The sequence below is a fragment of the Pyxidicoccus sp. M15 genome (genome assembly GCF_056858435.1).
Map to the genome: position 1 here is coordinate 8,590,304 of NZ_CM166495.1, position 15,261 is coordinate 8,605,564.

Here is a 15,261-nt window from a genome sequence, read left to right on the forward strand (position 1 = left end):
ATGGCACGTACACCCGACCAGAAGCGCGCGCGGCTCGCCGAGCTGCTGCGCGAGAAGAACCGTCAACTCCAGCGCGCCCCTGCTTCCTTCGCCCAGGAGCGGATGTGGATCCAGGAGCGCCTGGCTCCGGGCAGTGCCACCCTCAACGTCCCCGTCTCCGTCCGCCTCTCCGGAGCGCTGGATGACGCCGCCCTGCGCCGCGCCCTCAACGAGCTGGTGCGCCGCCACGAAACCCTGCGCACCACCTTCGTCGAGCAGGACGGCCGCCCCTTCCAGCAGGTAGCGCCCACGCTCGAGCTGCCCCTGGAAGTCCTGGACGTCCGAGAGGAGCAGGTCGAGGAGCGCCTGCGCGAAGAAGCCCGCCGGCCCTTCGACTTGGAGAAGGGGCCGCTGCTGCACGCGGTGCTCTTCCGCCTCGCCGCCAGCGAGCACGTGCTGCTGCTCGCCCTGCACCACATCATCACCGATGGCTGGTCCATGGGCGTGCTGGTGCGCGAGGTGACGGAGCTCTACGCCGCCTTCGCCTCGGGCCACCCCTCGTCCCTGCCCGAGCTGCCGCTCCAGTACGCCAGCTTCGCCTCCTGGCAGCGCCAGTGGCTTCAGGGCGAGGCGCTGGACACCCAGCTCTCCTACTGGCGCCAACGGTTGAATCCCAACGCCGTGCTCCAGCTGCCCGGCGACAGGCCCCGCCCCGCCACCTCCTCCGCCCGTGGCGCGCGCCACACCGTCTTCCTGCCCTCCCGGCTTGCCGAGTCGTTGAAGGCCCTGGGTGCGCGCGACGGCCGCACCCTCTTCTCCGTCCTGCTCGCCGCCTTCAACGTCCTGCTCCACCGCTACTGCGGCCAGGACGACGTCACTGTCGGCACCCCCATCGCTGGCCGCACCCGCGCCGACCTCGAGGGCCTCATCGGCCTGTTCGTCAACACCCTCGCGGTGCGCACCGACTTGTCCGGCGACCCCACCTTCCACGAGCTGGTGGGCCGCGTCCACGAGTCGGCCCTGGGCGCCTTCGCCCACCAGGAGCTGCCCTTCGAGAAGCTGGTGGAAGTCCTCCAGCCCTCGCGCCACCTCGACGTCCCGCCGCTGTTCCAGGTGATGTTCGTCCTGCAGAACGCCCCGCTGCCACCCGTGCAGCTGCCCGGCCTGCGGATGCACGCGCAGCCGGTGGACGGGGGCGCGGCCCGCTTCGACCTGACGCTCATCGCCGCCGAGGACCCGCGGGGCCTGCGCCTCACCGCCGAATACAGCACGGACCTCTTCGACGAAGGCACGGTGGCGCGGCTGCTGGCGCACTTCCATACTCTGCTGCAAGGCGTGGTGGAGCGGCCCGAAGCGCGCCTGGCCGAATTGCCGCTGATGGACGGCGCCGAGCAGCACCGCCTGCTGCACGAGTGGAACGGCGCGCGGGCCAACTACCCGGCGGACGCGTGCCTTCACTCCCTCATCGAAGCCCAGGTGGAGCGCACGCCCGACGCGGTGGCGCTGTGCTTCGAGGGCAACAGTCTCACCTACCGGCAGCTCGACGCGCGCGCCAACCAGCTCGCGCACCACCTGCGCTCGCTGGGCGTGGGCCCCGAGGTGCGCGTCGGCCTCTTCCTGGAGCGCTCGCTGGAACTGGTGGTGGCCCTGCTGGCCACCCTGAAGGCCGGCGGTGCCTACGTCCCCTTCGACCCGGACTACCCCGCCCAGCGTCTCGCGTGGATGCTCGAGGACGCGCGCCCCGCCGTGCTGCTGGCGCAGGAGCGGCTGTTGTCGCGCCTTCCCGCGCATGAGGCGCGGGTGCTTTGCCTGGACTCGCAGTGGCCGGAGGTGGCCCGCCAGCCGGCGTCCCGCCCCGAGCCGCTCGCCGGCCCGGAGGCCCTCGCCTACGTCATCTTCACCTCCGGCTCCACCGGCAGGCCCAAGGGCGCGATGAACTCGCACCGCGGCGTCGTCAACCGCCTGCTGTGGATGCAGCAGGAGTACGGGCTGACGTCCGCGGACACGGTGCTGCAGAAGACGCCCTTCAGCTTCGACGTGTCCGTCTGGGAGTTCTTCTGGCCCCTCATGACGGGTGCGCGGCTGGTGGTGGCCCGGCCCGGCGGCCACCAGGAGCCCGCGTACCTCGCGCGGCTCATCGCCGACGAGCGCGTCACCACCCTGCACTTCGTGCCGTCCATGCTCCAGGTGTTCCTGGAGGAGCCGGGGCTGGAGCAGTGCACCGCCCTGAAGCGCGTGGTGTGCAGCGGCGAGGCCCTGCCGCTGGAGCTGGCGCAGCGCTGCCTGCGACGGCTGCCCGGTGCCGGCCTGCACAACCTCTACGGCCCCACCGAGGCCGCCGTCGACGTCACTTACTACCCGTGCGTGCGCGAGGAGCCCCACCGCTCGGTGCCCATCGGCCGCCCCGTCGCCAACACGCAGATTCGCCTGCTGGACGCGCACCTGCGGCCGGTGCCCATCGGCGTGCCGGGGGAGCTGTTCATCGGCGGCGTGCAGGTGGGGCGCGGCTACCTGGGCCGCCCCGAGCTGACGGCGGAGCGCTTCCTCCCGGACGCCTTCAGCGACACGCCGGGCGCGCGGCTGTACCGCACCGGCGACGTGGCGCGCTGGCTGGCGGACGGCGAAATCGAGTACCTGGGCCGGGCCGACTTCCAGGTGAAGGTGCGCGGCCTGCGCATCGAGCTGGGTGAAATCGAGTCCGCGCTGGAGCAGCAGTCCGCCGTGCAGCAAGCGGTGGTGATGGCTCGCGAGGACAGGACTGGCGACAAGCGCCTGGTGGCCTACGTCGTCGGTGGGCCGGACCTCTCGGCCGATGCGCTGCGCGAGGCCCTCGCGGCCCGCCTGCCCGAGTACATGGTGCCGTCGGCCTTCGTCGTCCTGGACTCCTTCCCGCTGACGCCCAGCGGCAAGGTGGACCGCAAGGCCCTGCCCGTCCCGGACGCCGCGCCCTCGTCCGAGTACGTCGCCCCACGCACGGCCACCGAGGAGCGGCTCGCGCCCCTCTGGGCCGAGGTGCTCCACGTGCCCCGCGTGGGCGCGAAGGACCACTTCTTCGAGCTGGGCGGCCACTCCCTGCTGGCGACCCAGCTCGTCTCGCGCATGCGGGGGGCCTTCGGCGTGGAGCTTCCCCTGCGCGCCGTCTTCGAGGCACCCACGCTGGAGGCCCTTGCCCGCCGCGTCGACGCCCATGCGCCAGAAGCCGCGGCTCCTCCGCTGGTGCCGGTGCCACGCACGGAGGCACTGCCGCTCTCGTTCGCGCAGCAGCGCCTGTGGTTCCTCGACAGGCTCCAGCCCGGCAGCGCCTTCTACAACATCCCCGCCGCGCTCCAGCTCGACGGGGCCGTGGACATCGGAGCGCTGGAGCGTGCGCTCCAGGAGCTCGTCCGGCGCCATGAGGCGCTGCGCACCACCTTCCACACGCGGGAGGATGGCGAGCCGGTGCAGCGCATCCACCCGGAGGCGCAGCTGACGCTGACGGTGGTGGACCTGGGCGGACTGCCCGAAGCCGAGCGGGAGCCCGAGGCCCGGAGGCACGCGGTCGCCGAGGCGCAGACCCCCTTCGACCTGACCCGGGCTCCGCTGCTGCGCGGCACCCTCGTCCGGCTGTCCGAGCGGCGCCACCTGCTGCTCGTCACCGTGCACCACATCGTGTCGGACGGCTGGTCCAACGGCATCCTCGTGCGCGACGTGGGCGCGCTGTACGCGGCGTTCTCGCGGGGCCTGCCGTCACCGCTGGCGCCGCTGGCGCTCCAGTACGCGGACTACGCCGTGTGGCAGCGCGGGTGGCTGCGGGACGAGGTGCTGGACAGGCAGGTGTCCTGGTGGAAGCAGCGGCTCCTCGGCGCGCCGCACGCGCTGGAGCTGCCCACGGACCGGCCTCGTCCGCCCGTGCAGACGGACCGCGGCGCCACGGTGCCGGTGCGCCTGGGCGCGGACCTGTCCGCCGCCTTCCATGCCTTGTGCAGGCGCGAGGGCGTCACGCCCTTCATGGCCCTCCTGTCCGCCTTCGGCGCGCTGCTGGCGCGCTACTCGGGTCAGGACGACGTGGTCATCGGCTCGCCCATCGCGAACCGGCAACAGGGAGAGCTGGAGAGCATCGTCGGCTTCTTCTCCAACACCCTGGCCCTGCGCATGCAGCTCCGCCCGCGGATGACCTTCCGCGAGCTGCTGGCGCAGGCACGCGAGACGACGCTCGGCGCATCCGCGCACCAGGACGTCCCCTTCGAGAAGCTGGTCGACGAGCTGCGGCCCGAGCGCGACCTGAGCCGCTCTCCGCTGTTCCAGGTCCTGCTGACGCTGCACAACGCGCCCCGGCGGCAGTCCGGCGAGGAGTCCTCGCCGGTGACGATGCGCCCGCTGGACGTGAGCAGCGGCACCGCCAAGTTCGACCTGTCGCTGCTGATGACGGACACGGCCGGCGAGCTGTCCGGCGTGTTCGAGTTCAACACCGACCTCTTCGACGACGCGACGGCGCGGCGCATGGCCGGGCACCTGGTGCGGCTCGTGGAGTCGGCCGTGGCGGACGCGGAGCAGCCCGTGTGGCGCCTACCGCTGCTGGGGGCGGAGGAGCGGCACCGCCTGCTGGTGGAATGGAACAGCACCGCGCGCGGGCCGCACGCGCCGCTGCCGGTCCACTGGCCGGTGGAGGCCATGGCCACGCAGGCGCCGCACGCGGTGGCCGTCACGGATGGCACGCGCTCGCTCACCTACGCGGAGCTGGAGTCGCGCGCCAACAAGCTCGCGAACCACCTGGTGCACCTGGGCGTGCCCGCGGGTGGCACCGTGGGCCTGTGCCTGGACAAGGGCCTGGACATGGCCGTCGCCGTGCTGGCCACGCTCAAGGCCGGCGCCGCCTACCTGCCGCTGGACCCGAGCTACCCCGCCGAGCGGCTCGCCTTCATGCTGGAGGACTCGGGCGCGCCCGTGGTCCTCACGCAGTCGCACCTCTCGTCCGTGCTGCTCGTGGACCTGCGCGCCCGCCGCGTCTTCGTGGACACCGACGCGGAGGCCATCGCCCGGCAGCCCGCGCACGCACCGGCGCGTGAGCCGTCGCCCGAGGCCACCTGCTACGTCATCTACACGTCCGGCAGCACGGGCCAGCCGAAGGGCGTGGCGCTGCCCCACCGCGCGCTGAGCCACATGCTGACGTGGCAGCTGGCCCAAGCCGTCAAGCCGGACGCCACCACGCTCCAGTTCGCCGCGCTCAGCTTCGACGTGTCCTTCCAGGAGCTGTTCTCCACGTGGTGGGCCGGAGGCACGCTGGTGCTGCCCACGGGGGGTCTGCGCCAGGACATGCCCGCGCTGCTGGACTTCATGGACCGGCACGCGGTGGAACGACTGTTCCTTCCGTTCGTCGCGCTCCAGGCGCTGGCGGACGCGGTGGCCCATGGCGCCACGGTGCCGCGCGTGCTGCGCGAGGTGGTGACGGCGGGTGAGCAACTCCAGGTGACTCCGGCGCTGGTGGCCTTCTTCGAGCGCCTGCCAGGGTGCGTGCTGGAGAACCAGTACGGCCCGTCGGAGACACACGTCGTCTCCGCGCACCGGCTGCAGGGGCTTCCGTCCACGTGGCCGCGGTTGCCGTCCATCGGCGCGCCGCTGCCGCACTCGCAGCTCTACGTGCTGGACGTGCACGGGCAGCCCTGCCCGGTGGGCGTGCCCGGGGAGCTGTACCTCGGCGGCGCGCATCTGGCCCATGGCTACTCGGGGCGGCCGGAGCTGACGGCGGAGAAGTTCGTCCCGCATCCGTTCAGCGACGCGCCGGGCGCGCGGCTGTACCGCACGGGAGACTCGGCGCGGTGGAAGGCCGATGGCACGGTGGAGTTCCTCGGCCGCCTGGACGGACAGGTGAAGCTGCGCGGCTTCCGCGTGGAGACGGGTGAGGTGGAGGCCGCCCTGCGCGCCTTCCCCGACGTGCGCGACGCGGCCGCCGTGGTGCGCGAGGACGTGCCCGGTGACAAGCGGCTGGTGGGCTACCTCGTCCCGGCCTCGCCGGAGCCCCTCGACACGGAGGCGCTGCGCGTCTTCCTCCAGCAGCAGCTGCCCGAGTACATGGTGCCGTCCGCGTTCGTCACGCTGGAGGCCCTGCCGCTGACCCCCAGCGGCAAGCTGGCGCGGCGGATGCTGCCGGCACCCGACGCGGAGAGCCTGCGCGGAGACTCGCCCTTCACCGCTCCGCGCACGCCGCTGGAGGAGAAGCTGGCGGAGCTGTTCGCCGCCGTGCTGCGGCTTCCCCGCGTGGGCGTCACCGACAGCTTCTTCGCGCTGGGCGGACACTCGCTCATGGCGACGCAGCTGGTGTCCCGCGTGCGCTCCGCCCTGGGCCTGGAGCTCCCCCTGCGCGCGCTGTTCGAGGCGCCCACCGTCGAGGGACTCGCCACGCGCATCCAGGCGAGCGCATCCACCGGACGCACGCGGGCTCCCGCGCTCGTGCCCGCGCCGCGCTCCGGGCCGATGCCGCTGTCGTTCGCCCAGCAGCGGCTGTGGCTCGTCGACCAGCTCCAGCCCGGAAGCGCCACCTACAACCTGCCCGTGGCCGTGCGGTTGGAGGGGGCGCTGGACGTCACGGCGCTCCAGCGGGCCCTGTCGGAAGTGGTGCGACGCCACGAGGCCCTGCGCACCACCTTCCGTCAGGAGGAGAGCGGCCCCGTGCAGGTCATCGCCCCGGCCGCGGAGCTGCCGCTGCGCATGGAGGACCTGAGCGCGCTCGAAGCAAGCACGGCGGAGTCCGAGGCCCGGCGGCTCGCGGCGGAGGAGGCCCGGCGCCCCTTCGTGCTGACGACAGGTCCCCTCGTCCGCGCGCTGCTCCTGAAGCTGAGCGGCTCCGAGCACCTGCTGGTGCTGACCATGCACCACATCGTCACGGATGGCTGGTCCCTGGGCGTGCTCGTCCGGGAAGTGACGACGCTGTACGCGGCCTTCTCGCAAGGGCAGCCCTCGCCGCTGCCGGAGCCGCGCCTGCAATACGCCGACTATGCCGTGTGGCAGCGCACGTGGCTGCGAGGCGAGGCGCTGGACGCGCAGCTCGACTGGTGGCGCCGCCAGCTGGAGGGGGTGACGCCGCTGGAGTTGCCCACGGACAGGCCCCGCCCGCCCGTGCAGACCTTCAACGGCGCGCGCCTGCGGGTGCGGGTGCCGCGAGCGCTCGCGGAGCGTGTGCGCTCCGTGAGCCGGCGGGAGGGCGTCACTCCCTTCATGCTGCTGCTCGCCGCGTGGCAGGTGGTGCTTCATCGCCACTCGGGACAGCCGGACATCAGCGTCGGCTCGCCCATCGCGGGGCGGCGCGACGAGGCCCTGGAACCGCTCATCGGCTTCTTCGTCAACACGCTGGTGCTGCGTGCGCGAGTGGACCCGTCCGCGAGCTTCCGGACGCTGCTCGCGCAGGTGCGAGAGACCACGCTCGGCGCCTACGCCCATCAGGACCTGCCCTTCGAGAAGCTGGTGGAGGAGCTCCGCCCGGAGCGGGACCTCAGCCGCGCGCCCCTCTTCCAGGCGATGTTCGCCCTGAACGACGAGCTCACACCCTCCTCCCCCACCCCTTCGCCGTTGAACGTGCGGCCCGTGGAGGTGGAGGGCCACACCAGCCGGGTCGAGCTGGAGCTGAACCTCTTCGATTCGGCGGACGGCTACACCGGCGCCCTCGTCTACAACACGGACCTGTTCGCGGAGGCCACCGCCGCGCGGCTGGCGGGCCACCTGACCACGCTGCTGGAGCGCGTGGTGGACACGGTGGAGGCGCCCCTCGCGTCCGTGTCCATGCTCACGGAGGCGGAGCGCCAGCAGGTGCTGGGTGCGTGGAGCGCCGCCGCGTCCAGCTTCCCGCGTGACGCCACCCTGCCCGAGGTCTTCTCGCGCGTCGTCGCGCGCTTCCCGGACAAGGTCGCCGTGGAGTTCGGTGACTCGCGGCTCACGTACCGCGAGCTCGACGTGCGCGCCAACCGGCTGGCCTGGCACCTGTGCGGGCTGGGCGTGGGCGCCGACACCTGCGTCGCGCTGGCCGTGGAGCGCTCGCTGGAGCTCATCGTCTCCCTCCTGGCCATCCTCAAGGCCGGCGGCGCCTACGTGCCGTTGGACCCGTCGTACCCGCGCGAGCGCCTCGCCGCGATGGTGGAGGACACCCGCCCCCGCGTCCTCGTCACCACGCGCGCCTTCCTCTCCCGGCTGCCCACCGACGGGCTCGCCACCGTGGTGCTGGAGGAGGCGCCGCTCGACGCCGGGACCGCCTCCGCGCCGCCCTCGCGTGCCCTGCCCGACACGCTGGCCTACGTGGACTTCACCTCGGGCTCCACCGGCAGGCCCAAGGGCGTCGGTACCACCCACCGCGGCGTGCTGCGCACCCTGCTCTGCGTGGACTACGCGCGGTTCGCTCCCGACGAGACGCTGCTCCACTTCGCCCCCATCTCCTTCGACGCGTCGACATTCGAAATCTGGGGCGCGCTCCTGCACGGCGCGCGGCTGGTGGTGATGCCACCGCACGTGCCCTCGCTGGAGGAGCTGGGGCACGTCATCGAGAGCTCGGGCGTCACCACGCTCTGGGCCACCATCGGCCTGTTCATCCAGCTCGTGGACACTCCACCGCCGGGGCTGGGCGCCGTGAAGCACGTCATGACGGGCGGCGATGTCATCTCCCCGGCCCACGTGCGCCGCGCGGTGGCGGAGCTGCACCTTCCCGTCACCGCCTTCTACGGCCCCACCGAGACGACGGTGTTCGCCACCTCGTACCCGGTGACTCGCGCGGAGCAGCTGGACACCACCGTGCCCATCGGCACGCCGATTGGTGGCACCCGGGTGTACGTGCTGGACGCGCAAGGCCAACCCGTGCCCGTGGGCGTCACCGGGGAGCTGTTCATCGGCGGCGAAGGCGTGGCCCGGGGCTACGTCGGGCAGCCGCACCTCACCGCCGAGCGCTTCGTTCCGGACGCGCTCAGCGGCCTCCCGGGGGAGCGCCTCTACCGCACCGGGGACCTGGTCCGCTGGCTCGCGGACGGGGTGCTGGACTTCGTCGGGCGCGCCGACACACAGGTGAAGGTGCGCGGGTTCCGCGTCGAGCTGGCCGAGGTGGAGACCGCCCTCCGCGCCTTTGCCGGCGTGGGAGAGGCCCTGGCCCTGGTGCGAGAGGACGTCCCCGGCGACAAGCGCATCGTCGGCTATGTCGTGGCACCCGAGTCACTCGACCTCGCCGCGCTGCGCACCTGGCTGAAGCAGCGGCTGCCCGAGTACATGGTGCCCTCCGCGCTGGTGCGCCTGGACGCCTTCCCCCTGACGGCGAACGCCAAGGTGGACCGCAAGGCCCTGCCCGCGCCGGAGGCGGTGTCGTCCGCCCCCGACGCGGCCCACGTCGCACCGAGGACGCCCACCGAGGAGCTGCTGGCCGGACTCTTCGCACAGGTGCTGCGCGTGCCCCGCGTGGGCCTGCATGATGACTTCTTCGAGCTGGGTGGGCACTCGCTGCTCGCCACGCAGCTCATCTCGCGGGTGCGCGCTGCCTTCGGCGTGGAGCTGCCCCTGCGCGTGCTCTTCGAGGCTCCGACGCTCGAAGCGCTCGCCGCGCGCGTCGATTCCGCACGGGAGTCCGCCGCAGGAAATCTGGCGCCCGCCATCGTCCCCGTGCCCCGCACGGGCGCACTGCCCCTGTCCTTCGCGCAGCAGCGGCTGTGGTTCATCGACCAGCTCGAACCCGGCAGTCCCGCCTACAACATCCCGGCCGCGCTGCGCATCCTGGGAGCGCTGGATGCCGAGGCCCTGCGCCGAAGCCTCGAAGCCCTGGTGCACCGTCATGAGGCCCTGCGCACCACCTTCCGGGAGGACTCGGGCGGCGCCGTCCAGGTCATCGCTCCGCCTGCGGCCCTGGAGCTGCGAGTCATCGACCTGCGCGCCTTTGCCGCCGAGCAGCGTGAGCCGGAGGCCCGCCGGCTCGTGTCCGCCGAGGCGCTGAAGCCGTTCGACCTCGCCTCAGGTCCGCTGCTGCGCGCGTCGCTGCTCGTGATTGAGGCACAGGAGCACGTGCTGCTGCTGACGGTGCACCACATCGTCTCCGATGGTTGGTCCACGGGCGTGCTGGTGCGCGAGCTGGTCTCCTTCTACGAGTCCTTCGCCTCCGGACAGTCGCCCCGCCTTCCGGCCCTGCCCGTCCAGTACGCGGACTTCGCCGCGTGGCAGCGTACGTGGCTGCAAGGGGAGGTCCTCCAGCGTCAGCTCGACTACTGGAAGCAGCAGCTCTCGGGTGCGCCGGCCCTGCTGGAGCTGCCCACCGACAGGCCGCGGCCCGCCGTCCAGTCCCAGCGGGGTGCCTCGCTTCCCGTCCACCTGTCGTCCGAGCTGGTCGCCTTCTGCCACCGCGAGGGCGTCACGCCCTTCATGGCCCTGCTCGCCGCGTGGCAGGTGCTGCTCTTCCGCTACTCCGGACAGGAGGACGTCTCCGTCGGCTCCCCCATCGCGGGGCGTACCCGCGCGGAGACGGAAGGGCTCATCGGCCTCTTCATCAACACCCTGGTGCTGCGCTCGCGGGTGCAGCCGCGCGCCACCTTCCGTGAGCTGCTGGCACAGGTGCGCGCCACCACCCTGGCGGCGTATGAGCACCAGCACGTCCCCTTCGAGAAGCTGGTGGAGGAGCTGCAACCCCAGCGCAGCCTCAGCCATTCACCTCTCTTCCAGGTGATGCTCGTCCTGCAGAACGCGCCCACCCCCGCGCTGGCCCTGCCAGGACTGTCCTTCCAGCCGCTCGAGTTCGAGGCGGAAGCAACGAAGTTCGACCTGACGCTCAACCTGGCGCAGACGCCTCGCGGCCTCGTCGGCAATGTGACGTACCGCACCGACCTGTTCGACGCCTCCACCCTCTCTCGCATGGTGGAGCACCTGGGAACGTTGCTGGAGGCCGCGCTGTCCGCGCCGCAGACGCGTGTGGGTGAGCTGCCGCTGCTGCCGGCCTCCGAGCGCACGCTGCTCCTCGAGTCCTTCAACGCCACGGCGACGGGGCCCGCTCCCCAGGTGTCCGTGCCCGCCCTCTTCGAGGCCCAGGCCGCGATTCACCCTTCGCGTCCCGCCGTGGCTTGCGAGGGTGAAGTCCTCACGTACGCGCAACTGGAGGCCCGCGCCAACCAACTCGCCTGGCACCTGCGCTCACTCGGCGTGGGCGCCGACACCTGTGTCGCCCTCTGCCTGGAGCGCGGCGTGGACATGGTGGTTGCGCTGCTCGCCGTCTGGAAGGCCGGCGGCGCCTACGTCCCGCTGGACTCGGCCCAGCCCGCGCTGCGCCTCCAGTCGCTGGTGGGGGAAGTGGCCGCCTCCGTGGTGGTGACGCATGCGCGGCATGCCGCGTCCTTCGCTGCCTCTCCTGTCGCCGTGGTGCGCATGGACGAGGACGCCTCCCTGCTGGAGCGACTGAGCACCGAAGCGCCCTCGTGCGCGCCGCACCCGGAGCACCTCGCCTACGTCCTCTTCACCTCCGGCAGCACCGGAAGGCCCAAGGGTGTCGCCGTGGCCCATGGCCACCTGCTCACCTACGTCCACTCCGTCACCGAGAGACTCGGCCTCGCTGAGTGCACCAGCTTCGCCCTCGTCTCCACCTTCGCCGCGGACCTGGGCAACACCGTCCTCTTCCCCGCCCTGTGCACCGGTGGCCTCCTCCACGTCCTCACCCAGGAGCGGGCGGGCAGCCCCTCCGGCGTTGCCGAGTACTTCGGGCAGCACCCCGTCGACTGCGTCAAGATCGTCCCCTCCCACCTGGCCGCGCTGCTGACGGCGGAAGAGCCCCACCTCGTGCTGCCTCGCAAGCGGCTGGTGCTCGGCGGCGAGTCCTCCTCGCCCGCGCTGCTGGACACGGTGCGCTCGCTGGCGCCCGCGTGCGAAATCCACAACCACTACGGCCCCACCGAGACGACGGTGGGCGTGCTGGCGGGACGCCTGGAATGGCCCGTCTCCCATACGGTGCTGGCTTCCGGCACATCCCTCACTTCCAGCGCCGCCCCGGCTCCGGTGCAGACCCCGCGCGCCGCGCCGGACTCCGGCCCGGCCCAGGCGTCCGGCACCTCGCTCACTTCCAGCGCCGCGTCGGACTCCGGCCCTGCCTCTGCACCCCTGGGACGGCCGCTGGCGCATACGCGCCTGTACGTCCTGGACGAGGCCCTGCAGCCCGTGCCCCTCGGCGTGCCCGGTGAGCTCTACGTCGGCGGCGCCCAGGTGACGCGCGGCTACCTGCACCGGCCCGAGCTGACGGCGGAGCGCTACCTCCCCGACGCCTTCTCCCCCCTCCCCGGCGCGCGCATGTACCGCACCGGAGACCGCGTGCGCTGGCTGACCGACGGCCGCGTGGACTTCCTCGGCCGCGCCGACTTCCAGGTGAAGGTGCGTGGCTTCCGCGTCGAGCCCGCCGAAGTCGCCTCCGTCCTGCGCGAGCACCCTTCCGTGCACGAAGCCCTCGTCGTCGCTCGCGAGGACGCGCCCGGCGACAAGCGACTGGTCGCCTACGTCACCGCCGCGGCCGACCCGCGCCCCGAAGCCGACGCCCTGCGCGCCTTCCTCCAGCAGCGCCTGCCCGCGTACATGGTGCCCTCCGCCTTCGTCGTCCTGGAGGCCCTGCCCCTCACCCCCAACGGCAAGGTGGACCGCAAGGCCCTCCCTGCTCCGGACGCCGCCTCCCCTCGTGACGGCTACATCGCCCCTCGCAACCTCCCTGAGGAGCAGCTCGCCTCCCTGTGGGCCGAAGTCCTCCGCGTGCCTCGCGTGGGCGTCACCGACAACTTCTTCGAGCTGGGCGGCCACTCCCTGCTGGCCACGCAGCTCGTCTCACGCGTGCGAGCCACCTTCCGCGTGGAGCTGCCGCTGCGCGCCATCTTCGAGGCCCCCACCCTGGAGGCCCTCGCGCGTCGTCTCGGCACTCACGGACCGGAGGCGTCCGCGCCCCCGCTGGTGCCGGTGCCCCGCACGGGACCGCTGGTGCCCTCCTTCGCCCAGCAGCGGATGTGGCTCATCGACCAGCTCGACCCTGGCAGCGCCACCTACAACATCCCCGCCGCCCTGCGTGTCTCGGGAGCACTGGACACCGGGGCCCTGCGCCAGAGCCTCGAGGCCCTGGTGCATCGCCACGAGTCCCTGCGCACCACCTTCGTCGAAGGCCCCCACGGCCCGCTCCAGCAGCTCCACGAGCCCACGGCCTTCCACCTGAACGTCATCGACCTCGGCCACCTCTCCGAGGACGAACGTCAGACCGAAGCACGCCGCCTCACGGCCTCCGAGGCCGCCAGGCCCTTCAATCTCGCCACCGGCCCGTTGCTGCACGTCTCCCTGCTGCGCCTCGCCGAGCAGGACCACCTGCTGCTCGTGACGATGCACCACATCGTCTCGGACGGTTGGTCCATCGGCGTGCTGGTGGGGGAGCTGGTCTCCTTCTACGAGGCCTTCACCTCGGGCCAGCCTCCCCGACTGGCGGCCCTGCCCATCCAGTACGCCGACTTCGCCGCATGGCAGCGCACCTGGCTGCAAGGCGAGGTCCTCCAGCGTCAGGTCGACTACTGGAAGCAGCAGCTCTCCGGCGCGCCGGCCCTGCTGGAGCTGCCCACCGACAGGCCCCGTCCCGCCGTCCAGTCCCAGCGTGGCGCCCTGTTGCCCATCGAGTTCCCTCCGGGTTCATCCGAGGCGCTCTCCGCCTTCTGCCAGCGCGAGGGCGTCACGCCCTACATGGTCCTGCTTGCCGCATGGCAGGTGCTGCTGAAGCGCTACTCCGGCCAGGACGACATCAGCGTCGGTTCTCCCATCGCGGGCCGCACCCGTGCGGAGACCGAAGGGCTCATCGGCTTCTTCGTCAACACCCTCGTGGTGCGCTCGCGGGTCGACGCCCAGGCCACCTTCCGCGAGCTGCTCGCGCAGGTTCGCGCCACCACGCTCGCGGCGTACGAGCACCAGCACGTCCCCTTCGAGAAGCTCGTCGAGGAGTTGCAGCCCCGGCGCAGTCTCAGCCACTCGCCCCTGTTCCAGGTCATGCTGGTGGTCAACAACGCCCCCATGTCGGCGCTGTCGCTGCCGGGCCTGACCTTCGTCCGGGTGGAATCGGAGGCCACGGCGACGAAGTTCGACTTCACCCTGTCGCTGGCCCAGACACCGCGCGGGCTGCTCGGCACCCTCAATTACCGCACCGACCTGTTCGAGGCCGCCACCGCCGCTCGCATGGTGGAGCACCTGCGCACCTTGCTGGAGGCCGCCTTCGCCTCGCCCGGCTCCCGCGTGGGGGACCTGCCCCTGCTCCCGCGGACCGAGCGCGACCTGCTGCTGCTCGATTGGAACCGCACCCAGCGGGAGCTGCCCTGGGAGGGGGCGGTGCACGAGCGCTTCGAGGTGCAGGCGGCTCGTACGCCTGACGCACTCGCGGTCCTCGATGACTCCGGCTCGCTGTCCTTCGCGCAGCTCAACCGCCGCGCCAATCAGCTCGCGCATGCGCTGCACCAGCGTGGCGTGGGGCCCGAAGTGCGCGTCGCCCTCTGCATGGAACGCGGCGTGGACATGGTGGTCGCCGTCCTCGCCATCCTCAAGGCCGGGGGGGCCTACGTCCCCATGGACCCCGCCTACCCGCGTGAGCGCCTCGCCTTCATGCTCCAGGACTGCGGTGCTCGGCTCGCCCTCACCCAGCGCCACCTGTCCGAGCGGATGGACGGCTCTGGCGTGGAGCCGCTCTATCTGGATGACGCGTCCTTTGCGCAGGCGCTCTCTTGCGAGTCCGAGACCAACCCGCCTCGCCTCACTTCACCCGAGCACCTCGCCTACGTCATCTACACCTCCGGCTCCACCGGCCGCCCCAAGGGCGTCATGGTTCAGCACGCCTCCGTGATGAACCTGCGCGCCGCGCTCGCTTCCGCCGTCTACGCGGGAGCCGAGGGCGCGCTGCGCGTCAGCCTCAACGCGCCTCTCGCCTTCGACGCCTCGGTGAAGCAGCTCATCCAGGTGGCAGATGGCCATGCCCTCTGCGTCGTGCCCCAGGCGGCCCGCGAGGACGTGGCGCTGCTCAAGACGTGGGTGGAGAAGCACCAACTCGACGTCCTCGACTGCTCTCCTTCTCACCTGCGCCTGCTGCTGGAAGAGGGACTGGCTGCCTCCAGGCCGCTTCGCGTGCTGGTGGGCGGCGAGGCCGTGGACGAAACCCTCTGGGCGAAGCTGGCGGCCCACCCCTTCATCCACTGCTTCAACGTCTACGGCCCCACCGAGTGCACCGTCGACACCACCGCCCGCTCCATTCGCGGCGCCTCACGGCCCACGCTGGGCGGGCCGCTCGCCAACGTGCAGGTCTACGTCCTCGAC

1 protein-coding gene (running past one end of the window) is annotated in these 15,261 nt (G+C 72.2%); it reads left to right on the top strand.

Annotated features, from left to right (window positions below; genetic code table 11):
* Nucleotides 1-15,261 carry the 5' portion of a non-ribosomal peptide synthase/polyketide synthase gene (locus ACX9TP_RS31895; RefSeq protein ID WP_482974414.1) on the top strand. The gene runs 14,628 nt beyond the window's last position, so the window shows 15,261 of its 29,889 coding nt (coding positions 1-15,261); its start codon is at nucleotides 1-3; the stop codon falls past the right edge of the window.